Origin of the sequence: Aeromonas sp. R5-1 (genome assembly GCF_040908265.1) — a bacterium.
Lineage (GTDB): Bacteria > Pseudomonadota > Gammaproteobacteria > Enterobacterales > Aeromonadaceae > Aeromonas > Aeromonas caviae.
This window is the reverse complement of sequence record NZ_JBFODJ010000022.1, coordinates 1-24,856: the sequence shown is the minus strand read 5'-3', so window position 1 is coordinate 24,856 and position 24,856 is coordinate 1. Positions and strand designations below refer to the sequence as shown.

Genomic DNA, 24,856 nt, shown 5'->3' with positions numbered 1-24,856 from the left:
TCAAGCAATACATTCAAAACCAGCGGGGCTGACGCCCCGGCGAAATTCCCCTCCCACCTACGTCGGAGGGAGTCCCCTTTCGCATTTAAGATGGGACCACAGGCACCGCTTTTCATCACAGGCCCCTCCACTATCTCGACCCCCTGGCTCGCCAGCTGGGCCATCACCTGATCCAGGGGCCAGCGGGTGATGAGGCAGAGATCCCCCGACCCCACCTGCGCCCGGTTGCGCGCCTCCTCCCCCAGCAACTGCAAATTGATCTTCTGGTTGCCAAAACGCAGCGCCCGGCGGCCTGCCCCGAAGGTGATGGGCTCCATCTTGAAGGCGCGGCTGTAAAACCCCACCGCCCGCTCAATGTCGCTGACCGTCAATACCAGATGGTCGATATGGCTGATCATGGTCTCTCCCTGTCATGGTGATTGCCGCACCATCATACCCACCCGCCTCAATAGAAACTGTGGCATGGTGCACAGGGGGGCTAACCACTTATTTTGACTAGGGAAATACCTTAACGCACGGCGGCACACGCCTTGTCACGCTGGGCCAGCAGGGTTTCGTCATCACTGCCCATGGCCGCCAGAATGGCCTGATTGCAGGCCCGCTCCGCGAGCTTACTCGGGCTCGGCTGGGCATCGGCGATCTCCGCAATCATGGGGCGATAGCCGATGGCGGCCGAGCAGTACATGGTGCGGTACTTGGGAAGCTGCCAACTGCTGTCGTCTTGCCGTGTCAGGTCATCGCACAGTTTGCCAAACAGTGCCTGCGCCTTGACCGTGCACTGACTGAAGCGCCGCATATCTTGCTCGTAGGGACGGCAGACACTTTGCTGTTTTATCTGCCAGAGCTGGAAAGAGAAGGGAACCTGCTCTCCCTCATAGGGCACTACCAGCGTTTTTAGCTCGGTGCCATAGATATCCGTCACCTGTTGCTGCACCAGATTGAGATAAGCCGAAAAAAGATAAGATATTGGATCCATCACCACCTCCCTGTGGTTCGCCTTCTCTATCTTCGCCGCCCATGGCTAGATAGATCTTCAAATGGGCAAAATTAGATAACAGCTTACTGATTTAGCTAAAAAAAATGATACCCTGCCTACTCCCCTTATGCACAAGATTCAAGGTCAGTCACCATGCAGCAATGTGGTATTTATGAACAACTCATCACACAACTGTTGGCATCAAGACTAGATCGATCGCATTTCTACATCGGGGAACGACAACTGGAGTCTGCGGAGGCCGCAGTCTGGTTATCACGATTCCTAACTCGTGTGTTGGAATATGCAGTAGGCTCGGTCACTGGCGATGACCCATTACAACGGCAGATTGAGCTGGCTAACCAGTTATTGCTTTGGCTAAAAGATCGCATACAAGACCCAGACTTTATTGGCGAGAACCTTATCGACAGTCAGGGAAAAATACTGACCGCGCTCTACCAGTTAGATAACCCCATCTCTGCCAATTTAAAGCAATATGCCGAAGATATTTTTCCTCTGACCGGTCTAACGCAAAGTGAGCTGTTCTGCGGCAGCAATGCGGGTTTGTCGATGGAGTCAGAGATTAAACGGGAGATATTATCGGCAGATAGCATCTGCTGGCTGGTATCATTTATCAAGTGGGCAGGTATCCGTATTTTCCGTCATGAGCTGGAAGAGTTCACTCGCAGCGGCCGCCAATTAAAAGTAATTACTACCTCTTATATGGGGGCGACCGACGCTAAGGCAGTTGAATTTTTAGCCAGCCTCCCAAATACCGAAGTCAAACTCAGCTATAACACCCAGCGCGAGCGGTTGCATGCCAAGAGCTATCTCTTTTGCCGAAATACCGGCTTTCATACCGGCTATATAGGTTCCTCCAATCTCTCTCATTCTGCCCTCACCAGTGGCTTGGAGTGGAACCTAAAAATCACCTCACAAGAGATCCCTCATATTATCGAGAAATCCCTGAGTGCCTTTGAAACCTATTGGGAATCCGATGATTTTGAGCTGTTTGATGGCAAGCTCGAAAGCCGTACAAAATTGCAGCATGCACTGCAAGAGGCCCGTGGGGATGGGGACAGAAATAACCCTGCCTATTTCTTTGATATCACGCCGTTTCCCCATCAACTGGAGATCCTTGAACAATTGGCGATGGAGCGCGCTTTACACCAGCGCTTTCGTAACTTGGTGGTAGCGGCTACCGGTACAGGGAAAACTCTGATCTCCGCCTTTGATTTTGCGCGTTTTTTGAAAACCAAACCCGATGCCAAGTTTCTGTTTGTCGCCCACAAAGAGGAGATCTTACGCCAAGCATTAGCCTCGTACCGCGGAGTGCTCAAGCAATCCAATTTTGGCGAACTCTTGGTCGGCGGCGCCGTGCCAACCCACTACCGTCAGCTGTTTGCCTCGGTGCAATCCTTTCATAACCAGCTGGCTAATTTACGTCTTAGCCAAGACTATTTCGATTACATCGTCATTGATGAGGTTCACCATATTGCGGCGGCCAGTTATCGCGGTCTGCTCGCCGCCTTTGAACCTCAGATTCTGTTGGGATTAACCGCAACGCCAGAGCGCCATGATGGCGGTGATATTCTTGCCGACTTTTGTGGTGTCATCGCAGCAGAAATCCGCTTGCCCGAGGCCATCAATCGTCGCCATCTCTGTCCATTCCAATATTTTGGTATCGATGATGATACTGACTTGCGCCAAGTGACTTGGAAAAATGGCCGTTATGACATCACTGAGCTCACCAATATCTATACCTACAATCAGCAGCGGGTACAGAAGATAGTCCAGAGCCTCAATGAGATCGTCACCGATATTACCAAGATCAAAGCACTGGCATTTTGTGTGAGCCGTGAACATGCCGACTTTATGTGCAAGGCATTTTTATGGAAGGGCATCAAGGCTGACATCCTCACCAGCGATAACCGAGACGAGCGGCATCGTAAGCAACAAGATTTGCGTACCGGCGTTATCAATATTCTCTGCGTGGTGGACATCTTCAACGAAGGGGTTGATATCCCGGAAGTCGATACCTTGCTGTTTTTACGACCAACGGAAAGCCTCACCATCTTCTTGCAGCAATTGGGGCGCGGACTGCGACTGGCGAGCGATAAAGAGTGCTGCACCGTATTGGACTTTGTTGGGAATGCCCGTGCGGAGTATGACTTTGCCCAGAAATTCCGGGCACTGGTGGGTAAAACCAATAAAGCGATTAGCCACGAGATCAAACAGGGCTTCCCTCACGCCCCCTTGGGCTGCCGTATCGAGCTCTCAAAACAGACCCAAGAGTTAATTCTGAGCAATATCAAAAAGGCGACTCTCAATACATCGCGCCTCATGGGCCTGATCCGCCGTTTCTCACAGGATTGCGATTTACCGCTGACACTGGCGAATTTTCTGAAGTTCTACCCTCATATCAGCCTTGAGGAGATCTACAAGCGCGGCAATTGGAGCGCCTTGGTCAAACAGGCCCACAACCATACCGTTTCTGAAATGAGCGATGAGAAGCTGTCGACCCTCTACACCCGGGCCATCAAAACCCGGCTATTGGGCTGCGATGCGCTCCATTACTTGAACTTCTTACAAACCTTGGTGGAAAGCGCCTTTACCTTAACGGCTGAGCACGATGAGCTGATGGCCTTGATGTGCCATTACGACTTCTGGCAACAAAGCGGCCCCAACGCAGGCTTTAGCTCCTTGGCGCACAGCCTGAAACAACTCAATCAACCAGAGTTAAGGGCCGAGCTGGCAGATCTGTTGCCCATGCTGATCAACCGGGTGCAGCACGAACAAAGAGCCATGCCAGATCTTCCCGGCAATCCACTACAACTGCATGCTCGCTATGCCAGAGAGCAGGTGCTGGTTGGCTTTGGCGCGACCACCTTCGCGCAGCAACCCACGGCTCGCGAAGGGGTGTATGTCATCGCAGAGCACAATATCGAGTTGCTGTTCGTGACCTTGAACAAAACGGAGCAGCACTTCTCCCCCACCACCCGTTATCACGACTACGCCATTAATGAGTCACTGTTCCATTGGCAGAGCCAAAACAGCGCTCGCCCAGAGCGAGGTAAGGGGCTGAGTTACATAAACCACAGGGCAGAGGGTAAGCGCGTGTTTCTGTTCGTTCGTGAGCAGAGCAAAGATGAATTTGGCCGCACCCTTGGCTTTGTGAACTTCGGTGAGGTGGAGTACATCTCCCACAGCGGTAGCCAACCGATGAACATTAAATGGCGTCTCACTACTCCGATGCCGCCTTTTATGTGGAAAGAAGCGGCCAAATTGGCAGTTGGCTGAGCGACCCATCACAACAAGGCCCACCCACGGCGGGCCGCCTTCGTGTGGTCAGCAGGCAATCCGCTCGATGCGGCCACCGCTCAGTTTGAAGAAGGCATCCTGCGGCAGCTCCTGCAGCCAGGTGGTGGTGTAGTCCAGATCCACATAGGCGCCGCGCAGCATGGCGCCAAAGAGACCGTGAGAAACCACGATGGCCTGCTCGGCAATCTGCTCGTCCTCAAGCCATTGCCGGGCCCGGCGCTGAATGCTCTCAAAACTCTCGCCATGGGGGGCCTGCAGATACCAGTCCGGCTCCTCCAGATCCAGCTCGGGGTGGGCCGCCAGCAGCTCGGGCACCCGGCAACCCTCCCACTCCCCCATCCCCAGCTCCACCAGCCGCTCGTCCCAGATGATGCGCTCCTGGTCCAAGCCAAGCTGCTGACACACCCGCTCCGCCGTCTGCCGTGCCCGGCCGAGGGGGCTGGCGTAGATCGTCCAGTCGGTGGGCTCGGTCAGGAGCTTGGCCAGACGGTCCCCCATGGCGAGGGCCTGGGCTTCTCCCCTGGGGGTCAGCTCGGAGTTGCAACGCCCCTGCAACCGCAATTCGGCGTTGTAACGGGTCTGGCCATGGCGCAGCAAATAGAGGGTTCGAGACATGGTTTCTCCAGCAGAGTCAACGAGATAAGAAAACAGGGGGAAGATGATAACAGATGTACCGGGTCAACCAAGACCCGGAGGATGCAGGCTTGTGCTGACTCCTTGAGCGCATGGCATACGGCTATACGTGAAAGGGCAACAGGGGCTGCGCGACTTTATCGCACAGGCGCCTTGTGCGCATACCACACGCCTTCGCCACGGGCCCGGCGCACCGTGGCAAGCGCCCCATGCCCCCCCTATCTTGTTGTTCAGACGGGATAAAATGGGGATGTGCCGGTTTATCGGTCACAGGATGGCGGCCAATGCCAGAAAAGACAGAGTTTTTGCTCTGATCCGGGGGCCATTTTGGTACGTATCTCTGGCTCACGACAGGGACGCCTGGTGTACAATCTGCCACCCGATTTCCCCTGACCCGGCCCAGGCTCAGGCCCTGATGTACCCCAGAGTAAATGAACGTGACCCCAACCCACCCCATGCTCGACAGTTATTACAGCCAGGATCTGGTGTTCTTCTCCATCCTGGTGGCGGTGCTCGCCTCCTACACGGCGCTGACCATGACCAGCCGGGTGAGCCAGAGCCGGGGACGGGCCGCCGTGCTCTGGCTAGCGGGGGGAGCCTTCGCCATGGGGCTCGGCATCTGGTCCATGCATTTTATCGGCATGCTCGCCTTCAACCTGCCCATCGCGCTGGGATACGATCTGACCCTCACCGGTCTCTCCCTGGTGGCGGCCATCGGCTCCTCGGCTTTTGCGCTCTGGCTGGTGAGTCGTCCCCAGCTCCCCTGGCACCAGATCCTGTTCGGGGCCGTGCTGATGGGGGCCGGCATCGCCACCATGCACTACATCGGCATGGCGGCCATGAAGATAGCGCCCGGCATCCACTACCTGCCTGGGCTCTTCATCCTCTCCATCCTCATCGCGGTATTCGCCTCGGGTGCCGCGCTCTGGATAGCGTTTCGCCTGCGCAACAGCTCGCCCCGCGCCTTCTTCAGCAAGGCCCTCGCCTCCCTGGTGATGGGTGCGGCCATCATCGGCATGCACTACACCGGCATGGCGGCGGCCCAGTTCCCCGCAGAGAGCCTGTGCGGGGCCCTCTACACCGGTCTCAATACCCAGTGGCTGGCAACCGTGGTCATCATAGTGACCCTGGCGGTGTTCGCCATCGCCTTCGTGCTCTCCATGCTGGATGCCCACGCCGCCAGGCTCTCCACCTCCCTGCATCAGGCCCACGACGAGCTGCTCAAGCTGGCGCTCCATGACAGCCTGACCCGGCTGCCGAACCGGCTGCTGTTTGCCGACCGCCTGGAGCAGCGCATCCAGGAGTGCCAGCACAGCCAGCGCAGCTTCTCCCTGCTGTTTCTCGATCTCGACGGCTTCAAGATCATCAACGATGCCCACGGCCACCACACCGGGGATCTGCTGCTGGCCGAGGTGGCCCAGCGCATCACCGGCCTGCTCGGAGCCAGCGACACCGCCTCGCGCTTTGGCGGGGACGAGTTCGTGCTGGCCCTGGCGCCGGGGGATGTGAGCCAGACCACGGCCTTCGCCGAGCGGCTGCTGGCCACCCTGGCCCAGCCCTATGAGTGGGAGCACCACAGCCTGCACATCACCGCCAGCATCGGCATTGCCGTCTATCCCCAGGATGGCACCAGCCTGCACGAGCTGACCCTCAACGCCGATGCCGCCATGTATTACGCCAAGGAACAGGGGCGCAACGACTACTACTACTTCGACAGCGCCATGAACGCCAACGCCCACCAGCAGTTCCTGCTGCACAAGGAGCTGCAACACGCCCTGGAGCGGGGGGAGCTGGCCCTGCACTACCAGCCCAAATACTGTGCCCGCAGCGGCCAGGTGGTCGGAGCCGAGGCCCTGCTGCGCTGGCAGCACCCGGAGCATGGTGCCGTCTCGCCGGCCAGCTTCCTGCCGCTGGCGGAGAAGAGCAGGCTCATCATCCCCATCGGCAACTGGGTCATCGACGAGGCGTGCCGCCAGATGAGCGCCTGGCGGGCGGCGGGTCATCACGACTGGAGCGTGGCGGTCAATCTCTCCACCATTCAGCTCGCCAGCCCCGGGTTGCTGGAGGAGGTGCAGGGCGCTCTGGCCCGCCATCGGCTCGAGGCCCGTCACCTGACCCTGGAGATCACCGAATCCACCGCCATGCAGAAGGCCGAGGAGAGCCTCGCCATCCTCAACCGCCTGGCCGAGCTCGGCCTTGGCATCTCCATCGACGACTTCGGCACCGGCTACTCCAGCCTGCTCTACCTCAAGCGCTTCCCCGCCAACGAGCTCAAGATTGACCGGGGCTTTGTCACTACCCTGGAGCGGGGGGGCGATGATGCCACCATCATCGCCGCCATCATCGCCCTGGGTCAGGCCCTGGAGATGCGCATCGTGGCAGAGGGGGTGGAAACCCCGGAGCAGCGCGACCTGCTGACCGAGCTGGGCTGCGACACCTTGCAGGGCTACCTGCTCGGACGCCCCATGACCGGGGAGCAACTGCTTGTCCACTGCGCTCCCGAGACTCCCCAACGGGTGCTGGAAGATGTGCTTGTCTGACAAGCAGGTGAGGCGCTGCGCCCATGTCGCCAGGGTCATCACCAGCCCGATTGCGTCCCTTCACGACTCAAGGTAGTCTGCTGCAAGACTCGAATGCTCCTTTATCTTGCCGAGTGCATCGAGCGACCCCCATGGCAGATCACCCGTTCAGAGGAGCCACATCCATGGCCAGATACCAGTTCTTCAGCGTCCCCGCCTCCCGCCGTCAGCAATATACCTATGTCGACATGGCCTCCCCCACTTTCCTCACGGAGAAGGAGGCGCTGCTGACGCAAGGGTTCGAGGTGGAAGAGGATTTCATCGACGCGGCCACTCCCCGCGAGGCGGTGGAGAAGTACAGATCCGGTTTTCTCTACGTGGCGGACGAGATAGGCAAGTCAGACGAGGCCTATGCGGCGGCAACGGCCTTGCTGGAGATGGGCAAGAAGATCCTGGGCCGAAAGGCGGGCTGAGCAAGGCGGGCCGCCGGGACGATACCCCCGATGGCCCGCAGGCAGTCAGCGTTGAGGGTGCTGACGGAGCATCGCCACCAGCTCCTCTTCACTGCCGGGTTCATGGGCAAGCTGCAGGCTGGGGGCGGCGCCCCCCATCAGCATATAAACGTGAGTGCTGCAGTGATCGTAGTGATACCACTTACCGTCGATACAGACGTCGGTATAGCATCTCGGGTCCCTCTTGAGTTCCATACGCACATCCTTATGTGTCATTCACCAACCTCACCCTTGACCGTAAAATAAGGGACCTAAGTCCCCCTTGACCTGGATCAAGGGAGGTGGCGGGCAAAAGCGGGCAGTGGCCGGATCTGGCCGGGGCGGGATGCCGCCAGCCTGGATGACCGAGCCCGCCAACCGGCTCCAGCCTGGCAACAGCGCAACAAAAACGGCGCCCGAAGGCGCCGTTTTTCATGTCCGTCATTTGACCGACGGGGAACAAGCCGCTGGCTTATTCGTCTTCCAGGTAGGCGTAGCCTTGCAGACCCAGCTCCAGCTCGTCGAGCAGGGCCTTGCGGGTCTCGTCGTCCAGCGCCGGGTGGGAGACGATGCGCTGGTAGTTCTCGCGGATCACGGACGGGTCGATGTTGACGTAACGCAGCAGCTGGTCGACGGTGTCGCCACGCACCACGTTGCGGATGTCCATCTTGCCTTCTTCATCCAGCCACACTTCCGCGCAGTGGGTGTCACCGAACAGGTTGTGCAGATCCCCCAGGATCTCCTGATAGGCACCCACCAGGAAGAAGCCGACATGGCACTCTTCGTCTTCACCGTAGACCGGCATCGGCAGGGTGCTTTCCACCCCCAGACCGTCGACGTAGTGCTCCACCTGACCGTCGGAGTCACAGGTGATGTCCATCAGGATGCCGCGGCGGGTGAGCGGACGCTCGAGGCCGGCCAGCGGCATCACCGGGAACACCTGACCGATACCCCAGGCATCCGGCAGGGACTGGAACAGGGAGAAGTTGGCAAAGCACTTGTCCGCCAGTTTCTCGGAGAGCTCGTCGGCCAGGGCGCGGTGGTTGCGGTTGACTGGGTTCAGCAGCTCCTTGAGCGCCAGACAGGTGTTCTGGTGCAGCATCTCGGCCCAGGCGCGTTGCTCAAGGTTCAAGAGGCCCATGGTGTACTGGGCGTTGACGTCACCGAGATCCGCCACGGAGTCGTGGAAGATCTCCAGCAGGGAGGGATCTTCCCCGCGCAGGTCCAGCCAGCCTTTCCACATGTTCTGCAAGATGGTGGGCGCGTCTTCGTCCGGGGCGCTGATGTCGTTCACCTCCACCCCTTCGGCACCAATGATGTTGGTGACCAGCACGGCGTGGTGTGCAGTCAGGGCACGGCCGGACTCGCTGATGATGGTCGGGTGCGGCAGGTCGAACTCGCGGCACACATCGCCGATGCCCCAGACCACGTTGTTGGCGTACTCGGAGAGGCTGTAGTTCGCGGAGCAGTGGCTCTGGGAACGGGTGCCCTCGTAGTCCACACCCAGGCCGCCGCCCACGTCCACCACCTCGACCTTGGCGCCAAGACGGCACAGCTCGGCGTAGAAGCGGCCGCACTCGCGGATGCCGCCCTGGATGTCGCGGATGTTGGCGATCTGGGAGCCCAGGTGGAAGTGCAGCAGTTGCAGGCAGTCCAGCTTGCCGAGGCTGCGCAGACGCTCCACCAGCGCCAGGATCTGGGAGGCGGAGAGACCGAACTTGGACATGGAACCGCCGCTCGATTCCCACATGCCGGAGCCGGTGGACGCCAGACGGGCGCGCACCCCGATGTTGGGCTTGATGTTGAGACGAGCTGACTCGTCGAGCACCATTTCCAGCTCGGAGGGCTTCTCCACCACGATGTAGACCTTGTGGCCCATCAGGTTGCCCAGGAGGGCGTGGCGGATGTATTCGCGGTCCTTGTAACCGTTGCAGACGATCACGGACCCTTGCTCATGATGATGGGACAGCACGGCCAGCAACTCGGGCTTGGAGCCCGCTTCCAGCCCAAGCCTCGGCTTGTCGCTGTAGGACTGACTGATGGTCTCGATGACGCGGCGCTGCTGGTTTACCTTGATCGGGTAAACGCACAGGTAATCCCCTTCATAGCCTGACTTTTCGATGGCCTGACCGAAGGCGTTGAACAGCGCATCGACCCGGCTCTTGAGGATGTCGGGGAAACGCAGCAACACCGGCGTGGTCAGCCCGGACTGGCGCAGTTGCTCGATGGCCTCGGACAGCACGATCTGAGCCTCGGGGCGAGACTTGTCGGGAGAGACGGTCACATGACCGGCGTCATTGATATTGAAAAAACCCGCACCCCAGTAGGGAACGTTGTAGACCTTCAAGGAGTCCTTGCTGGACCAGTTAGTCATGGGCTATGCCTCGCAAATGAGCGGCCGTGGGCCGCCTTCGTTACCCTCAATCACATCCAGACCATTGATTGCAAAATGCGGCAAGCCAGAGCGGCCTGCTGACGTTGGACCCGCAACGGAGCATGCTCCGCCACATCCTGTTCATTGCACATCGCGGCAAGCCAAGGCTGCCTGGTGGATCTTGGGAAGTAACGAGTCTTGATGTGGGGCTGGTGGCTTTACATCAAGCTCAACGGTATGCGGTAACACCTTGCCGGCGTACCGCGGTACTTTGATGACAATCGGCATCAGCCACGCCGTTTGTTCATCATTCGGCAGCCATCCCGACGGACAGGAGAGGGTTTCAAGGAAGAGAAGGGAAGACGTCAGCACGCATCGTGTTGATGGACGACAACCACTACGACCCGCTCAACGCCAGTGACCGCCCATGACAAGGGAGATGATGAGCCCGAAGCCCACTCGGTCAGCTGAAAGATGAGAGTCCGTTGTTCTCCCTGATACCGGAGCCTAACCGGTATTAAAGAAACCATTCCCCAGCAGTGTCTGTCGTTTCTGCGTGCCTCGCCCTATAGGCGTCATGATCCTGCGGGTCTGGCGGACACGGCCTGCGCAGGGTTGCCCTCGGATCGGCGCGGAGTGTACACACTTACCGCAGCCAGTGACAATAAAAAATCGTGTTAAAAAACGGGTTTTCATCAGGGGGCAAAATCTCGCTGCCAGCAAGGCGGGCTCTGGGATGGCGGGGGATGGGAGTGCGTGGGCGAGGTGATGAAAATAACCAACACGTCACGCTTTTTGGGTCACCCCTTGCCAGCGCTGGGCCGAGGGGAAATTCAGCTTTTTCGCAATTGCTTAACCAGTTTTTATTTTGGAATTTTTATGCAAACTGCCGCGCTATGATCCCTGCCCCTCCCCTTCGATGGCCCTCCTCTCCCCCACAAAGTCATCAAAAACTGCGCTGACGCAATAAGCGGCGCCGCCGTCTTGGCCACAATGACTCCTCTTTCGTGACCCGAGGCTTGCCCATGAACACCCTGCTTTCGCGCTTTCTCCACTACCTCACCTTTCATACCCGTTCCGATGCGACCAATCCTGCCTGCCCCAGCAGCGAGGGACAGCGCCTCTTCGCCCGGGCCCTGTGCGACGAAATGACGCAGATGGGGCTGAGCCAGGTCACCCTGGACGAGCATGGCTACCTCACCGCCTGCCTGCCGGGCAACCAGCCGGATGCCCCCGCCATCGGGCTCATCGCCCACATGGACACCGCCGATTACGAGGCCGAGTGCGTCGTTCCCCAGATAGTCGAGCACTATCAGGGGGGCGATATCTGCCTTGGCAAGGGGGACGAGGTGCTGACCATCCGCCAGTACCGCTTTCTGAAAAACTACCTGGGGCAGGATCTCATCACCACCGACGGCACCACCCTGCTGGGGGCCGACGACAAGGCGGGCATCGCCGAGATCCTCACCGCCGTGGAATACCTGCAGGCTCACCCCGAGATCCCCCGTGGCGATGTCTGGGTCGGCTTTACTCCGGACGAGGAGATAGGGCGCGGTACCGACCGTTTCCCGCTGGAGCGCTTCCCGGCCAAGTGGGCCTACACGGTGGATGGCGGCGAGCTCGGCGAGCTCGAATGCGAGAACTTCAACGCCGCCAGTGCCACGGTGCGCATCACAGGCAACAACGTCCACCCCGGCACCGCCAAGGGCAGCATGATCAACAGCCAGACCCTGGCCGCCCGCTTCCATGCCGCCATGCCCGCCGAGCAGACTCCGGAGTGCACCCAGGGGTATGAGGGCTTCTTCCACCTGGCCCGGATGGAGGGCTCGGTGGAGGAGACCACCCTGCACTACCTCATCCGCGACTTCGACGATGACTGCTTCGCCGCCCGCAAGGCCCAGCTCAAGGAGCGGGTCGCCTCCCTGCAGCTGGACGCCCCCAGGGCGCGCATCACCCTGGAGATAGCGGACAACTACCGCAACATGCGCAGCCAGATAGCGCCCCATCCCCACATCGTCGAGCTGGCCAAAGCCGCCATGGAGGCCGCCGACGTGGTGCCCAAGATCAAACCCATTCGCGGCGGCACCGACGGCGCCCGGCTCTCCTTCATGGGGCTGCCCTGCCCGAACCTGTTCACCGGCGGCCACAACTTCCACGGCAAGCACGAGTTCATCCCCCTGCAATCCATGGAAAAAGCGGTCGCCACCCTGGTGGCGCTGGTGCGCCTCACCTCTGCCTGGCGGGCAGAGTAAGGGAGCAAGGACGGGGCTCGCCCCGTCATCAAACCGTCACCCAACCGACACACGAAAGGCACGCAGGGGCGTCAAGCTGGGGCAAAGTTCAGCGGAGCCTTGCCCATGTTCGACGTCGATACCCTGCTGGGGCAGCACCTGCCCCACCTCGCCAGCCAGCCCCTCCTCCGTCCCCTGATGAGGCAGGGGCTGAGCTGGTTGCTGCACGAGGAGGCCTTCACCCGCTTTGCCATGCGCCATCCCCACCTGCGCGGTCTGGACTTCGTCGAGCAGGCCCTCACCGAGCTCCACTTCGACTACCGGGTGAGCGAGGCCGAGCTCGAGCACATTCCCGCCAGCGGCCGGGTCATTCTTGTCGCCAACCACCCCATCGGCTCCCTGGACGGACTGGCCCTGCTGCGCCTCATCGGGCGCATCCGCCCCGACGTCAAGATAGTGGCCAACCAGGTGCTGGCCCAGCTCGCGCCGCTGCGCCCTTTGCTGCTGCCGGTGGACAACCTGGGGGGCAAGACCAACAGGCAGGCCATCCTCGCCATGAATGAACACCTCGTCGCCGACGGGGCCCTGGTTATCTTCCCCGCAGGCGAGGTCTCCCGCCTCGGCCCCAAGGGGGTGAAGGATGGCCCCTGGCAGGCCGGCTTCATCAAGCTGGCCCAGCGCAGCCGAACGCCCCTGGTGCCCATTCACCTGGGAGGGCGCAACAGCCTCTGGTTCTATCTCGCCTCCTGGCTCAACAAGCCCGCCTCCGCCCTGCTGCTGGTACGCCAACTGTTTCGCCAGCAGGGGCAGACGCTGCCGGTGACCATAGGGGCGCGCATTCCCCTCGCCAGTTTTCAGGAGCTGCCGGCCAAGACGGCGGCCCGGCTGGTGCGCGGCCACCTCTACCGAATCGCTCGGGGCAAGGCGGGACGGTTGCAGACCGAGGCCCCCATCGCCCTGCCGGAGGATCGCCGCCTGCTGAAACAGGCCATCGACGGGTGCGAGCTGCTCGGCCAGACCCCGGACGGCCAGCGCATCCTGCTCTATCGCCGCCACGAGCAGAGCCACTCGGTGATCCTGCGTGAGCTGGGGCGCCTGCGGGAGATTGCCTTTCGGGCGGTGGGGGAAGGCTCGGGCAAGCGGCGGGATCTCGATGCCTTCGACGATGACTATCACCATCTCATCCTCTGGGATCCCGCCCGCCTCGACATCATCGGCGCTTACCGTTTCGCCCCGGTGGCCGAACGGCTGGCCAGCAAGGGACTGGATGGCCTCTACAGCCACACCCTGTTCGGCTTCGAAGAGAAGCTGCTGCCCCGGCTGGAACAGGCCATCGAGCTTGGCCGCAGCTTCATCCAGCCCGCCTACTGGGGCAAGCGGGGGCTCGATTACCTCTGGTTCGGCATCGGGGCCTATCTGGCCCGCTATCCCCAATACCGCTACCTGTTCGGGCCCGTCACCCTCTCCGGCAGCCTGCCGCCGGCGGCCAAGGATCTGCTGGTGAGCTTCTATCGCCAGCACTTCGCCCCCACCCTTGCCCTCGCCCCTTCCCGCCGCCCCTATCCCGCCACGCCGACGCTGTTCGAGGGGCGCGATTACGGGGACGACCTCAAGGTGCTCAAGGCCGGGCTCGACAACCTGGGCTGCGCCATTCCCACCCTCTACAAGCAGTACGCCGAGCTGTGCGAGCCGGGGGGCGTGCAGTTCATGGACTTTGGCATCGACCCGGACTTCAACCACTGCATCGACGGCCTGGTGTGGGTGGACGTGAGCCGCATCAAGCCCCACAAGCGGGCCCGCTATATCGGCCTCCCCGCCGGGGAAGCGCTGGCCACATCTGGCGACCGTTGACCGGGCGCTGCAACGAAAGAGGGAGGCCTGCGCCTCCCTCTTTCACATCATGGGTGATGCCGCCTACTCGGCTGCGGGTTTGCGATCCGCATGGCCGAGATCCCGCTCCGGGGCGATGACATCCCGCACCCGCTGCTTGATCTCCTTGGCCTCGGGGAAGCCCTCGTCGGCCACCCTGTCCCACACCAGCACCCCGTCCACCAGGATGCGAAACTCCCCCTTGCTGGCGGGCACCAGGGCCACCTCTCCCAGTTCGCCGTCGAAGGTGGAGAGCAGCTCCTGGGCGAGCCAGGCGGCTCGCAGCATCCAGCGGCAGAGGGTGCAGTAACGGATTTCGATGCGCGGTTTCGCGAGGGGCAAATGGGTGTCTGTCATGGGGTGACTCCGTGAAAATCGGTCAACCAGTGGCGAGCGATGCGCTGCATGGTGGCCTGGGGCAGTTCGTGAAGGCCCGGGGAGGATGCCTGATGGGCCAGTTGGTGCACCCCTTCGATGATCTCCGCCAGCACCAGGTAGACATATTCGCCGATGACGGCGCCGTGGACGAAGTTGACCGCCTCCCCCCGGTTGAGCAAAAAGATGGTGCTGCCGTCCGGCCGGGTCAGGGCCAGCACATGGGGACACACCTCCTCGCTCGGCCAGGGCAGCTGGGCGAGGCTGAAGGCGAATTCGTCGTCGGCGGAGGTGACCGAGGCCAGCATGGCGCCGGGGCGCAGGGCCTGCAGATCGGTGATGTCGAGGGAGCCGTTGCCGGTGGAGCAGATCACCAGCTCGGCGCGGCCCAGGGCTTCGGCCTTGTTCACCAGCTTGAAGCCGTGGGAGAGCGCCTCCACCTGGCGCAGGGCATCCGTCTCCACCAGCTCCAGATGCAGGTTGCGACAGCGCAGTTCCCGGGCGATGCTGCGCCCCACCTTGCCATAGCCGAACAGGGCGGCCTGGCAGACATTGAAGGTACGCCTCAGGGTACGTGCGAGGGACTCCGCGGAGTAGACCACGCTCAGGCCGATCTGGATATCTTCCGCCTGCTTGAGGGGGCTGCGGGCCACCGAGATGACGGGGGTCACCAGGGACTCCTGCTCATACCGCTGATGGCCGTTCTCGGTCATCTCCACCACCCCGATGAAGCGGGCGCCAAAGTGCTCGGCCAGTACCGCCTGGCTCTTGGCGAAGTAGCCGCCGATGTCGAGGATGATGAGCCGCTCGTGAGACATCACCAGGGGGGCAATCTGGGCGATCACCTCACCGGGATCCGAGGTCCAGTGGCGATTGAGGGGCAGCACGGGGTAGTGCTGCTGAGCCCAGGCCAGCGTCGGCCCGTGCACGGACTTGGGTTTGGGCAGGATGGCACCGACCCGGCCCACCCGATCGAGCACCTGGATGAAGTCGGGTCTGTCGGGAAGCAGGTGGGTCACCAGCAGGATGCAGAGATCCCCAAGACATCCCTGTTCGGTGAAATGGCGAAAAAACAGATGCTCAGATCCCTGACTGTGCAACTGTGGCCTCCTTAGCGTGCCGCGGGAAAGCAGGCAAACAGAACCCGGCATAGCCGGGTTCTGTGTGTATCCAGATAATTGAAAATCCTTTTTATCCGAAAGCACCATGGGTCTCAATCTTTATCTGTCCAGACTTTGACAAGCCCATCAATTTCTAAGGTAATAGCCTGTTTTTCATGCAGAAATCAGTAAAGTGACGCCTCTGGCCATACCCACCACAGACTCACTCCGGCACCGACGGCCGCCACCAGGATCAAGACCCCCCAGCGAGAGAGTCCCGGGCGCCCGTGCAGGGCACGTTCCAGCAGCGGCAACAGCCAGACCGGCAGCAGCACCAGCAGGGGCACTTCCACGTACTGCCAGGCGAGCATCTGCACGAAGGCGAGTGAAAGCCCCAGGGCAGCCGGGGTCACCTTGACCCCTGCAAAGGCGCCGAGCAGGGCACGGAATCCGGCAAACGCGGCCAAAGCCCCCGTCAGCTGGGCGATGAGCAGGCTGCCATCGATGCCGATGACCAGCGCCAGCCAGATGAAGGCCAGGGCGAAGCCGAGCCCCTCCTCGCTGTCACCACGCCAGTTCGTCCAGCCAGACCAGAGGATGGCGGGCAGCAGGGCCAGCCAGATCCCGGGCTCGCTCGCCAGCACGGAGGCCAGCCCCTGCCACCACACCAGGGCGCCCAGCCCCCCGAACAGCACGAGGGCGACCCCCTTGCTGGTACCCTGGGTCAGGGCGGGCACCAGCAGGGTCAACGGCAGCCACTGCCACGCCTTGACCGGCAGGCCATAGGCACCGCCCAGCAGGCAGCCCACCAGCCAGATCCCCAGGGCGCCCCACAGATAGCCCAGCCGCGGCCAGCGCCACGACAGCAAAGCGGCCCCTAAAGGAGCCGCCAGGGTTTGAAGCAGGAGTGCTGCGCCCATTACTTGCGCACGCCTTCAACGAACAGGTTGATGGTCATCTCGTCAGGGATGTTCGGCACCATGTAGTTCACGCCAAAGTCGCTGCGCTTGATGGTGGTGGTGGCGTTGAAGCCGCTGCGGTAGCCGCCCCAGGGATCCTTGCCTTCGCCGATGTGGACCAGGTCGAAGGCCACGTCCTTGGACACGCCGTGCAGGGTCAGGGTGCCCTTGAGCACGCCTTTGTCCTTGGTGCCTTCATAGCTGGTGCTGACGAAGGTCATCTTGGGGTACTGCTTCACGTCCAGGAAGTCGGGGCTGCGCAGGTGCTTGTCGCGGGCCTCGTGGTTGGAATCCACGCTGGCGGCATCGATTTCGAAGTTCGCCTTGGCCGCCGCCGGGTTGGCGTCGTCCATGCTGAAGGTGCCACTGAAGGTGTTGAACCGGCCGACCAGTTCGGAGAAGCCGAGGTGGCCCACCTTGAACTGGACTGTGGTGTGCGCTGCATCGACATCGTAATCGGCAGCCATCAGGGGAGCCGCCATAAACAGGCAAGAGGCCAGCAGAGCCTTGGTCATTTTCATTCCGATCGTTCCTTCATTGAGGGTTCACAACGGTGAACAAAATGCTAACCTCCTATCGAGAATAGATAATCATCGATTTATTAAAATAATTATCAACCGAGAGTGGAATATGGATCAGATAGCCGCCATGCGCACCTTCATCAAGGTGGTGGAGTGCCAGAGCTTCACCAAGGCCGCCCATCAGCTCGGGATCTCGGTCGCCATGACCTCCAAGCTGATGCAGCAGCTCGAGGAGTCCCTCTCCACCCGGCTGCTGTCGCGCACCACCCGCCAGGTCAATCCCACCGAGGCGGGCCAGTTCTACTACCAGCGCTCCCTGGCCCTGCTGGCGGAGCTGGAAGAGACCCACAGCCAGCTCACCCACAACAACCAGCAGCCCCAGGGCACCCTCAAGCTCTCGGTGCCCATGGATTTCGGCTACCTGCACCTCTCCCCCGCCCTGCCGCTGTTTCGCGAGCGCTACCCGGACTTGAAGCTCGAGATTGAGTACAGCGACCGGCGGGTGGCCCTGGTGGAGGAGGGGTTCGATCTGGCCCTGCGCATCGGCAACCTGCCGGACTCCTCCCTGGTGGCCAAGCCGCTCGCCATGATGAAGATGGTGGTGTGCGCCAGCCCCGACTACCTGGCCCGCCGGGGCAGGCCGAAGACCCCGGAGGATCTCAAGCAGCACGACTGCCTCATCTACACCCTGACCCAGCCGGACTGGGTCTTCAAACGGGATGGGGAGGAGCACAGCATCCGTCCCCAGGGGCCACTTCGCGCCAACAACGGGGTGGCCCTGACCCGGGCCGCCTGCGACCACCAGGGCATCATCTTGCAGCCCACCTTCATCGTGGGGGATGCGCTGCGCTCGGGGGCGCTGGTCCCCTTGTTGCTGGAGTGGGAGAAGGGACAGGTGGGGCTCTATGCCCTCTATCCGCACCGCCGTTTCGTGTCGGCCAAGGTGCGCTGCTTCATCGAATTCGTGCAGGAGCGCTATCTGGCGCCCCACTACTGGGACAGGGAGACCTGAGCCCGGGCTCAGGGGGTGGGCATCAGCTCGGCCACCAGCAGGTGATCCTGCTGGCTCATCTGCCAGCGTGGCAGACGCTGGCGCAAGGCGGCGAGCTCGGCCTCCCCCAGCGCATAGGGCAGGGTGACGTGCAGGCAGTGGCAATCCAGCATAGCCGCCAACTGCATCATCAGGGCGAGGTTCGCCTCGTCGCTCTTGTGCTTGTTGATGCGCTTGCCGAGCTCGTGGCGAAAGTGGGTCTCGGGATCCTGGGTCATCGCCTGCCAGCCGTAACCAAAAAGCGGAATGAAGGCGCTGACGATGCCAAGGGCGGTGAGGGGCCGTTTGGGCGGGTGATAGAGGGCGTTGAGATCCAGCAGGATGGGGCTTTGATGGGGCTCACGACTGCCGGATAAAATAGTATTGCTCATTGGATTACCCTGTTGATTCCTCTAGACTTCGCCGCATATTTGACCTTACATGCCAACGAGGTGCTGATGCTAAGCGATATCGAGATCTCCCGCCAGTCCCCCCGCCTGCCCATCGCCGAGGTGGCAGCACAGCTCGGCATAGCGGCCGCCCATCTCCACCCCCACGGCCATTACAAGGGCAAACTCGACCTCGCGCTGCTCCATCACGCCCCCGCCCGCGAGCCCGGCAAGCTGGTGCTGGTGAGCGCCATCACGCCCACCCCCCTTGGGGAGGGCAAGACGGTCACCACGATCGGCCTCTCCATGGGGCTCAACCACATCGGCCAGCCCAGCATCGCCACCATTCGCCAGCCGAGCCTCGGCCCCGTCTTCGGGGTCAAGGGGGGCGCTGCCGGGGGCGGCATGGCCCAGATGGTGCCGATGGAGGAGATGAACCTGCACCTCACCGGGGATTTTCACGCCCTCACCGCCGCCCACAACCTGGCCTCTGCCGCCCTGGATGCCCGCCTGTTCCATGAACGCAAACTCGGTGACCAGTTCAGCACCAGAACCGGCCTGGCGCGGCTCGATATCGACCCGGCCAACATCCTCTGGCCCCGCACCCTGGACATGAACGACCGGGCGCTTCGCCACCTCACCCTCGGCCAGGGCGGCGCTGCCGATGGTGTCGAGCGCCCCGATCGCTTCGTCATCACCGCCGCCTCCGAGCTGATGGCCATTCTGGCCCTAGCCAGGGATCTCAAGGACTTGCGCGCGCGTATCGGCCGCATCCAGCTCGCCCTCGACCTGCGCGGCAAGCCCATCACCGCCGAGCAGCTGGAAGTGGCGGGGGCCATGACGGTGCTGCTCAAAGACGCCCTCAAGCCCACCCTGATGCAGACCACGGAGCAGACCCCTGTGCTGGTCCACGCCGGCCCCTTTGCCAACATCGCCCACGGCAACTCCTCCGTCATCGCCGATCGCATGGCGCTGGGTCTTGCCGACTATGTGGTGACCGAGGCGGGTTTTGGCTCCGACATGGGGCTGGAGAAGTTCTTCAACATCAAGTATCGCCAATCCGGCCTTCCCCCCGCCTGCGTGGTGCTGGTGGCCACGGTGCGCGGCCTCAAGGCCAACAGCGGCCTGCTCGACATCCGGCCGGGCCAGCCGCTGCCGGCCAGCCTGCAAGGGGAAGATCTGCCCACCCTGACAGCGGGGTGCGCCAACCTCGCCTGGCATATTCACAACGCCCGCCGTTACGGGGTGCCCGTGGTGGTCGCCATCAACCGCTTCCCCACCGACAGCGATGCCGAGCTGGCCCTGCTGGAGGAGGCGGCGCGCCAGGCCGGTGCCTGTGGCGTCGCCCTCTCCCGGGCCTTCACTGACGGTGGCGCGGGTGCGGCGGATCTGGCTCACGCCGTGGTGGCGGCCTGCAAGCAGCCCAGTGAGGTCAGGCTGCTCTACCCCGATGAGATGAGCCTTGCCGCCAAGCTCGCCACCCTGGTGGAGTGCGGCTATGGTGGCCGGGGCGTCACCCTCTCGGACAAGGCGCGCCAGCAACTGGCCAGACTCTCGGCAGAGGGCCAGGATCACCTGCCCGTCTGCATGGCCAAGACGCCGCTCTCCATCAGCCATGACCCGGCCAGGAAGGGCGTGCCGACGGACTTCGAGGTGCCCATCGAGGAGGTGAAACTCTGCGCGGGGGCAGGCTTCGTCTATGCCCTGGCAGGCCCCATCATGACCATGCCAGGCCTGGGCAGTCTGCCGGCCTATCGCCATATCGACATCGACGATGACGGCGACATCGTCGGCCTGAGCTGACGTGCAGGCTGGCAGCCTGCCCTCCCTGAGCGCCTGACGGCGAGATAGTCCGGTTGCGCCACATGATCGGGCAAGCAGTCTGCCATCGGCCGATGACGCGGCGCTAATCGACTCTGACATCAACACACCCGCCATCAACAACAAGGCCCCACCGATTGGCGGGGCCTTGTTGTGCGTATCAGAACGCCATCAGTAGTGGAAGCGCCCCAGCTTGCTCATGACCGTCTCGGTCAACCCGTGCATCTGCCGGCTCTGGGCATCCTGCTCCCGGGCCACCCGGGTGGAGGCGCTCGCCAGCTCGTGGATGTTGCTGACGTTCTGGTTAATCTCCTCGCTCACCTTAGATTGCTGCTCGGCGGCGCTCGCAATCTGGGTCGCCATGTCCTGGATACGGTCGGCGGCCTGCACTATGGTCGCCAGCTCGCTTACCGCCTGCTCGGCATCACGCAGCGCCAGGCTGCTCAACTGGCGTCCCTCTGTCATGGTGTCGACCGCGGCGCGCGTGGTATCCCGCAGCCTGTCTATCATCAGCTGGATCTCCTGGGTCGAGGCCCGGGTCTTGGATGCCAGGGTACGCACCTCGTCGGCCACCACGGCGAAACCGCGACCATGTTCACCGGCCCGTGCCGCCTCGATGGCTGCGTTTAGCGCCAGCAGGTTGGTCTGCTCAGAGATGGTCCGGATCACATCCAGGATGCTGCCAATCTGCACCCCCTGCTGCTGCAAGGCGGTTATCCTGTCCGACACCTCGCTGACCTGGGCACTCAACTGGCGGATGCCGTTGGCAGAGGCGCTCACCACCTGCTGACCCTTGTGCACCGCATGACGGGTCTCATCCACCGCCTGGGCCGTGATCTGGGCGCTGCTGGAGACGGAGTCTGCGGTTGATGACATTTCATGGATGGCCGTGGCCACCAGCTCGACCTGCTGCAGCTGGTGATGGCTGTTCGCCAGCCCCTGCTGGGCCTGCCTGGCCGAGTTCACCGCCGCCTGCTGCAACTCGTGCACGCTGGTGGCGGTGTCGGTCACTATGCCCTGCACGGTCGCGACGAACTGGTTTATCCCCTCCGCCAGCACCCCGGTCTCATCGCGCCGGTGCTGGGTCAGCCGCTGGGTCAGATCCCCTCCGGCGCTGGAGAGACGCGCCACCATGCGAGCCGTCTCCTGCACCGGCCGGGAGATGGACCCTGCCGCGAAAGCGAGCCCGACCAGACCGATACCCGCCACCAGGATGCCCACCATCAGCTGGGTCCAGACCCCCTTGCCAAAGGCCTCGGCACGGGCCTGCGCCATCCGCTCGTACTCGGCATAGAGGGCGCTGCCCGGCACCTCGATGGCGATCCCCCAGGCCTGTGTGACCTTGTTGAGGCTGATGGGTGCGAAGACCCTCAAGCCATCGGCGTGCTCATCGCTGCCCCTCTCGCCACGTTGCAACTGAGCCAGCAAGGATGGATCCTGCAAGCGCTGCCCTACCCCGTCGCCATCGCGGGAGTCGGCGGCGATGATGCCCATGGGGCTGATGATGCGCACCCTGCCCTGCCCGTCGAACACCCGTCGGCTGATGTCAGCGGCCAGCCGTTGCAGGTAGTTAAGGGAGTAGTCGATGCCCACCATTCCGAGGTATTGATCCCCGTTCAGCACAGGCACCACGAAGGAGGTGAGCAGGGTGGGCTGACCGTTGACCTGGTAGACGGAGGGGTCGACGGCGCAGCTTGCCTTGCTCTCCTGCGGACAGAGATACCACTCGGAGGCCCGGATCCCGGTCGCGCTCGGCGTCTTGCTGTAGAAATCCCCCAGGGGTTTGAGGTCAAAACCGGCCGGGCCGCGGCTCCAGTAGGGGGCGAAGTTGCCCGATGCCTGGCTATGCCGGCCATCACCGGTATGGAGCGCATCCTGACCGTCGAAACGATCCGCCTCCCAGCCACTGTAGATGCTGAGGAAATCCGGGTTGCGATCCCCTATGTCCTTGAGCAGGGCCGTGACCTCGTCCCGATCGAGAGGCTCGGACTGATGGACATTGCCCGCCAGCAGTGCCGCCAGGGTTTCGGCCGCATCCAGCGCCAGTTCGAAGGAGCGTGCCACCTCGCTCGCCTGACCATCCACCAGGGTCAGCAGCCACTGCCTGGCCTGCTGGCGGGCCGCGTCGTGGCTCTCCTGCTGGATCTTCTCCTGCATGCTGGCCAGGGAAACATAGCTGTAACCCACCACGCTGAGGACGGTGGTCAGCAGGATGCAACCCGCAAAGAACATGACTTGATACTTGATGGAACGGAACATGGCGGATGGTGGGTCTCTTGAGCCAAAACAGAGGCATTCTACGGGCTCGCAAACAGGTCGTAAACGGCCCCGCATGAAATTAATCGCCGATTTGTGAGCGAATTCGAACATCCGGCCTGTCATCCCCCCATCCGGTAGGTGACGGGGCAGGCGGGCCGGTTGAAACGGGCACAGGGGGGGCGATGACAAACAACAAGGCCCCGCCGATTGGCGGGGCCTTCTGCGCTGTGCCGGGTGACAGCAAGACTCAGAGGGTGAAGCGCTGGGTCATATGGTGCAGCGAGGTGGCCAGCCTGCTCAGCTCGACGCAGGCCTGGGCGGTCTGCTGCACCCCCTGGGCATTCTCGTCGGCGGCGGTGTGGATCTTGACGATGCTGCGATTGAGCTCCTCGGTGACCGCGTTCTGCTGCTCGGTGGCGGTGGCGATCAGGGTGTTCATGTCGGTGATCTGGGTGACGGCACCGTTGATGCTGTCGATGCTGCTCCCCGCCTCCCGCGCCAGCTCCACGCTCTCCTGCATCTGCTGACGGCTCAGTTGCATGGCGCTGCCCGCCTCGGCGGTACGCTCCTGCAACACCTCGATCATCTTGCTGATTTCGGCGGTGGACGCCTGGGTGCGCTGGGCCAGACTGCGCACCTCGTCTGCCACCACCGCAAAGCCACGCCCCTGCTCGCCGGCCCGGGCCGCTTCGATGGCCGCGTTGAGGGCCAGCAGGTTGGTCTGCTCGGCGATGCCGCGAATCACGTCCAGCACCATGCTGATGCTGGCGCTGTCGGTCTCAAGTTGCTGCACCACGCTCCCGGCCTGCTCTATCTGGCGGGAAACCTGCTCTATGCTGCCGATGGCGCTGCGCACCACCTGGTTGCCCTGGGTGGAGGTGCGGGAAGCCTGCTTGGCCGCCCCCATGGCGTCCGTGGTGTTGCGAGACACCTCATTGACGGTGGACTGCATCTCGTTCATGGCGGTGGCGACCTGAGAGACCTCTCCCTGCTGGCTTGCCATGCCTTCGGCGGACTGCTCGGAGATAGCGCTCACCTCCTCTACCGCGCTGCTGAGCTGACTCACCGAACCGGAGATTTCACTCACCAGCTCCGCCAGAGCCCCCTGCATCCGGTCGATGGCCGACCCCAGCTGGCCCAGCTCGTCGCGGTTGAAGCGGTTGCCGCGGATCCACTCCTGCAGCTCGCCCCGACCGAGATCGCCGCTCGCAATGCGCTGGGCCTGACGGGCCAGCATGATGAGCGGGTCACGGATCTGGCGGGTCAGCACCACGGAGAGGGCGACAACCAGGGCCAGGCCGATCACCAGGGCCAGGGTCACACTCAGCTTGGCGCTGTCAAAGGCGGCGATCACCTCGGCGCGGGAGCCCACGGAGTAGCCGTGGTTGATGCGAATGAGATCCCCCACCGACTTGCTCAGGGTGGTGTAGAGGGTGACCCCCTCCCCCATGAAGAGGTGCCGGGCTTCGGCCATCTGTCCCGAGTCCTGCATCTGCCGGATGCGCTGGTGCAGGGCGACATATCGCTCCCAGTCCGCCTTGACGATGTCAAAGGCGCGGCGCTCCTCCCGATCCTCCGCCCAGATGGTGCCATCGTGGGCCACTATCTGGCGCGCAGCCTCTTGCAGGCTCTTCTCGCTCTCGTTGCGATAGCGGGCCTTCTGCTGGGCATCGTCCGCCACCAGGAAGACATCCAGTTCGTAGCGGCGCAGGGCATTGATGGTCTCGCCGAGGGTGCTGGTGCGCACGACGGCGGGCAGGATACTGTCGGTAAAGCCGATGGCGGCGCGGTTCATCTTGCTGAATTCAAACAGCGAGAAGCCGCCGATAAAGGCCATCATCAGGCCGAGTACGGCAAAGCCGGCGGTAAGTTTTTTGCCTATCGTCTTGACATCCTCCCCACCTTAGCGCTTCGCGTCACAGGAGGGGGATCCCCATTACTGGGTGATAGCTGCTCGCGCAGTACCGGGTTCCTGCTTCATCGGGCGGCCT

General features: G+C 62.3%; 18 protein-coding genes and 1 pseudogene. 7 read left to right on the top strand and 12 right to left on the bottom strand.

Going from position 1 to position 24,856, the window contains the following annotated elements; translation table 11 throughout:
* Window positions 1–89: 89 nt before the first annotated feature.
* Together AB5Y64_RS03180 and AB5Y64_RS03175 are read right to left on the bottom strand one after the other, a co-directional pair.
* Window positions 90–398: pseudogene (locus AB5Y64_RS03180) on the bottom strand (VOC family protein); the annotation flags it as partial.
* Window positions 399–508: 110 nt separating this feature from the next.
* Window positions 509–976 carry a hypothetical protein gene (locus tag AB5Y64_RS03175; RefSeq protein WP_368203262.1) on the bottom strand — a complete coding sequence of 156 codons (468 nt, stop codon included), beginning with the start codon at window positions 974–976 and terminating at the stop codon, window positions 509–511.
* Between the two features lie 153 nt (window positions 977–1,129).
* On the opposite strand from AB5Y64_RS03175, the gene AB5Y64_RS03170 reads away from it, so the two are divergent.
* Entirely contained in the window at window positions 1,130–4,273 is a 3,144-nt protein-coding gene (locus tag AB5Y64_RS03170) for a DUF3427 domain-containing protein (RefSeq protein WP_113725551.1), read from the top strand.
* A 48-nt stretch (window positions 4,274–4,321) separates the two neighbouring features.
* On the opposite strand, the gene AB5Y64_RS03165 is transcribed toward AB5Y64_RS03170, so the two are convergent.
* On the bottom strand, window positions 4,322–4,909 hold the full coding sequence (locus tag AB5Y64_RS03165; protein WP_368203260.1) for a histidine phosphatase family protein: 588 nt from the start codon (window positions 4,907–4,909) through the stop codon (window positions 4,322–4,324).
* Between the two features lie 449 nt (window positions 4,910–5,358).
* On the opposite strand from AB5Y64_RS03165, the gene AB5Y64_RS03160 reads away from it, so the two are divergent.
* Both AB5Y64_RS03160 and AB5Y64_RS03155 read left to right on the top strand, forming a co-directional pair.
* Entirely contained in the window at window positions 5,359–7,467 is a 2,109-nt protein-coding gene (locus AB5Y64_RS03160; RefSeq protein ID WP_368203257.1) for a putative bifunctional diguanylate cyclase/phosphodiesterase, read from the top strand.
* A gap of 164 nt (window positions 7,468–7,631) precedes the next feature.
* The gene (locus AB5Y64_RS03155; RefSeq protein ID WP_041212754.1) at window positions 7,632–7,919 is read left to right on the top strand and encodes a hypothetical protein; all 288 of its coding nucleotides are present in this window, start codon (window positions 7,632–7,634) and stop codon (window positions 7,917–7,919) included.
* A 45-nt stretch (window positions 7,920–7,964) separates the two neighbouring features.
* On the opposite strand, the gene AB5Y64_RS03150 is transcribed toward AB5Y64_RS03155, so the two are convergent.
* A complete protein-coding gene (locus AB5Y64_RS03150) occupies window positions 7,965–8,153 on the bottom strand; it encodes a hypothetical protein (RefSeq protein WP_042017445.1) in 189 nt (62 codons plus the stop codon).
* Window positions 8,154–8,409: 256 nt separating this feature from the next.
* A complete protein-coding gene (gene speA / locus AB5Y64_RS03145; protein WP_041212753.1) occupies window positions 8,410–10,311 on the bottom strand; it encodes a biosynthetic arginine decarboxylase in 1,902 nt (633 codons plus the stop codon).
* 1,025 nt (window positions 10,312–11,336) lie between these two features.
* Here speA and pepT point away from each other — a divergent pair.
* Window positions 11,337–12,563, top strand: a complete 1,227-nt coding sequence (gene pepT / locus AB5Y64_RS03140) for a peptidase T (RefSeq protein ID WP_368203255.1) — start codon at window positions 11,337–11,339, stop codon at window positions 12,561–12,563.
* A 105-nt stretch (window positions 12,564–12,668) separates the two neighbouring features.
* The gene (locus AB5Y64_RS03135; protein WP_368203253.1) at window positions 12,669–14,393 is read left to right on the top strand and encodes a lysophospholipid acyltransferase family protein; all 1,725 of its coding nucleotides are present in this window, start codon (window positions 12,669–12,671) and stop codon (window positions 14,391–14,393) included.
* A gap of 63 nt (window positions 14,394–14,456) precedes the next feature.
* On the opposite strand, the gene AB5Y64_RS03130 is transcribed toward AB5Y64_RS03135, so the two are convergent.
* From AB5Y64_RS03130 to AB5Y64_RS03115, 4 genes are all read right to left on the bottom strand, one after another.
* Window positions 14,457–14,768 (bottom strand): SelT/SelW/SelH family protein, encoded by a 312-nt coding sequence (locus AB5Y64_RS03130; RefSeq protein ID WP_010674179.1) that lies wholly within the window; start codon window positions 14,766–14,768, stop codon window positions 14,457–14,459.
* The gene (locus tag AB5Y64_RS03125; protein ID WP_368203252.1) at window positions 14,765–15,886 is read right to left on the bottom strand and encodes an adenosylhomocysteinase; all 1,122 of its coding nucleotides are present in this window, start codon (window positions 15,884–15,886) and stop codon (window positions 14,765–14,767) included. Before AB5Y64_RS03125 ends, AB5Y64_RS03130 begins: the two co-directional genes overlap by 4 nt.
* Window positions 15,887–16,071: 185 nt before the next feature.
* Window positions 16,072–16,806, bottom strand: a complete 735-nt coding sequence (locus tag AB5Y64_RS03120; protein ID WP_102948222.1) for a hypothetical protein — start codon at window positions 16,804–16,806, stop codon at window positions 16,072–16,074.
* Window positions 16,806–17,366: a YceI family protein gene (locus AB5Y64_RS03115; RefSeq protein WP_102948221.1), complete on the bottom strand. Its 561-nt coding sequence runs from the start codon at window positions 17,364–17,366 to the stop codon at window positions 16,806–16,808. Before AB5Y64_RS03115 ends, AB5Y64_RS03120 begins: the two co-directional genes overlap by 1 nt.
* Window positions 17,367–17,475: 109 nt before the next feature.
* On the opposite strand from AB5Y64_RS03115, the gene AB5Y64_RS03110 reads away from it, so the two are divergent.
* On the top strand, window positions 17,476–18,378 hold the full coding sequence (locus tag AB5Y64_RS03110) for a LysR family transcriptional regulator (RefSeq protein ID WP_039038856.1): 903 nt from the start codon (window positions 17,476–17,478) through the stop codon (window positions 18,376–18,378).
* 8 nt (window positions 18,379–18,386) lie between these two features.
* On the opposite strand, the gene AB5Y64_RS03105 is transcribed toward AB5Y64_RS03110, so the two are convergent.
* Window positions 18,387–18,788, bottom strand: a complete 402-nt coding sequence (locus AB5Y64_RS03105; protein WP_010674174.1) for a hypothetical protein — start codon at window positions 18,786–18,788, stop codon at window positions 18,387–18,389.
* Window positions 18,789–18,854: 66 nt separating this feature from the next.
* On the opposite strand from AB5Y64_RS03105, the gene AB5Y64_RS03100 reads away from it, so the two are divergent.
* Window positions 18,855–20,588 carry a formate--tetrahydrofolate ligase gene (locus tag AB5Y64_RS03100; RefSeq protein ID WP_368203250.1) on the top strand — a complete coding sequence of 578 codons (1,734 nt, stop codon included), beginning with the start codon at window positions 18,855–18,857 and terminating at the stop codon, window positions 20,586–20,588.
* Between the two features lie 189 nt (window positions 20,589–20,777).
* Here AB5Y64_RS03100 and AB5Y64_RS03095 read toward each other — a convergent pair whose 3' ends face one another.
* Window positions 20,778–22,865 carry a methyl-accepting chemotaxis protein gene (locus AB5Y64_RS03095; protein ID WP_368203247.1) on the bottom strand — a complete coding sequence of 696 codons (2,088 nt, stop codon included), beginning with the start codon at window positions 22,863–22,865 and terminating at the stop codon, window positions 20,778–20,780.
* Between the two features lie 247 nt (window positions 22,866–23,112).
* Entirely contained in the window at window positions 23,113–24,747 is a 1,635-nt protein-coding gene (locus AB5Y64_RS03090) for a methyl-accepting chemotaxis protein (protein ID WP_052815591.1), read from the bottom strand.
* Between the last annotated feature and the right edge of the window lie 109 nt (window positions 24,748–24,856).

Excerpts from the sequence above, each read along its gene's own strand:
- pepT (WP_368203255.1), top strand. The coding sequence starts at position 11,337 with ATGAACACCCTGCTTTCGCGCTTTCTCCACTACCTCACCTTTCATACC.
- AB5Y64_RS03110 (WP_039038856.1), top strand. The coding sequence starts at position 17,476 with ATGGATCAGATAGCCGCCATGCGCACCTTCATCAAGGTGGTGGAGTGC.
- AB5Y64_RS03105 (WP_010674174.1), bottom strand. The coding sequence starts at position 18,788 with ATGAGCAATACTATTTTATCCGGCAGTCGTGAGCCCCATCAAAGCCCC.
- AB5Y64_RS03150 (WP_042017445.1), bottom strand. The coding sequence starts at position 8,153 with ATGGAACTCAAGAGGGACCCGAGATGCTATACCGACGTCTGTATCGAC.
- AB5Y64_RS03165 (WP_368203260.1), bottom strand. The coding sequence starts at position 4,909 with ATGTCTCGAACCCTCTATTTGCTGCGCCATGGCCAGACCCGTTACAAC.
- AB5Y64_RS03130 (WP_010674179.1), bottom strand. The coding sequence starts at position 14,768 with ATGACAGACACCCATTTGCCCCTCGCGAAACCGCGCATCGAAATCCGT.
- AB5Y64_RS03115 (WP_102948221.1), bottom strand. The coding sequence starts at position 17,366 with ATGAAAATGACCAAGGCTCTGCTGGCCTCTTGCCTGTTTATGGCGGCT.
- speA (WP_041212753.1), bottom strand. The coding sequence starts at position 10,311 with ATGACTAACTGGTCCAGCAAGGACTCCTTGAAGGTCTACAACGTTCCC.
- AB5Y64_RS03095 (WP_368203247.1), bottom strand. The coding sequence starts at position 22,865 with ATGTTCCGTTCCATCAAGTATCAAGTCATGTTCTTTGCGGGTTGCATC.
- AB5Y64_RS03100 (WP_368203250.1), top strand. The coding sequence starts at position 18,855 with ATGCTAAGCGATATCGAGATCTCCCGCCAGTCCCCCCGCCTGCCCATC.
- AB5Y64_RS03170 (WP_113725551.1), top strand. The coding sequence starts at position 1,130 with ATGCAGCAATGTGGTATTTATGAACAACTCATCACACAACTGTTGGCA.
- AB5Y64_RS03135 (WP_368203253.1), top strand. The coding sequence starts at position 12,669 with ATGTTCGACGTCGATACCCTGCTGGGGCAGCACCTGCCCCACCTCGCC.
- AB5Y64_RS03120 (WP_102948222.1), bottom strand. The coding sequence starts at position 16,806 with ATGGGCGCAGCACTCCTGCTTCAAACCCTGGCGGCTCCTTTAGGGGCC.
- AB5Y64_RS03155 (WP_041212754.1), top strand. The coding sequence starts at position 7,632 with ATGGCCAGATACCAGTTCTTCAGCGTCCCCGCCTCCCGCCGTCAGCAA.
- AB5Y64_RS03160 (WP_368203257.1), top strand. The coding sequence starts at position 5,359 with ATGAACGTGACCCCAACCCACCCCATGCTCGACAGTTATTACAGCCAG.
- AB5Y64_RS03175 (WP_368203262.1), bottom strand. The coding sequence starts at position 976 with ATGGATCCAATATCTTATCTTTTTTCGGCTTATCTCAATCTGGTGCAG.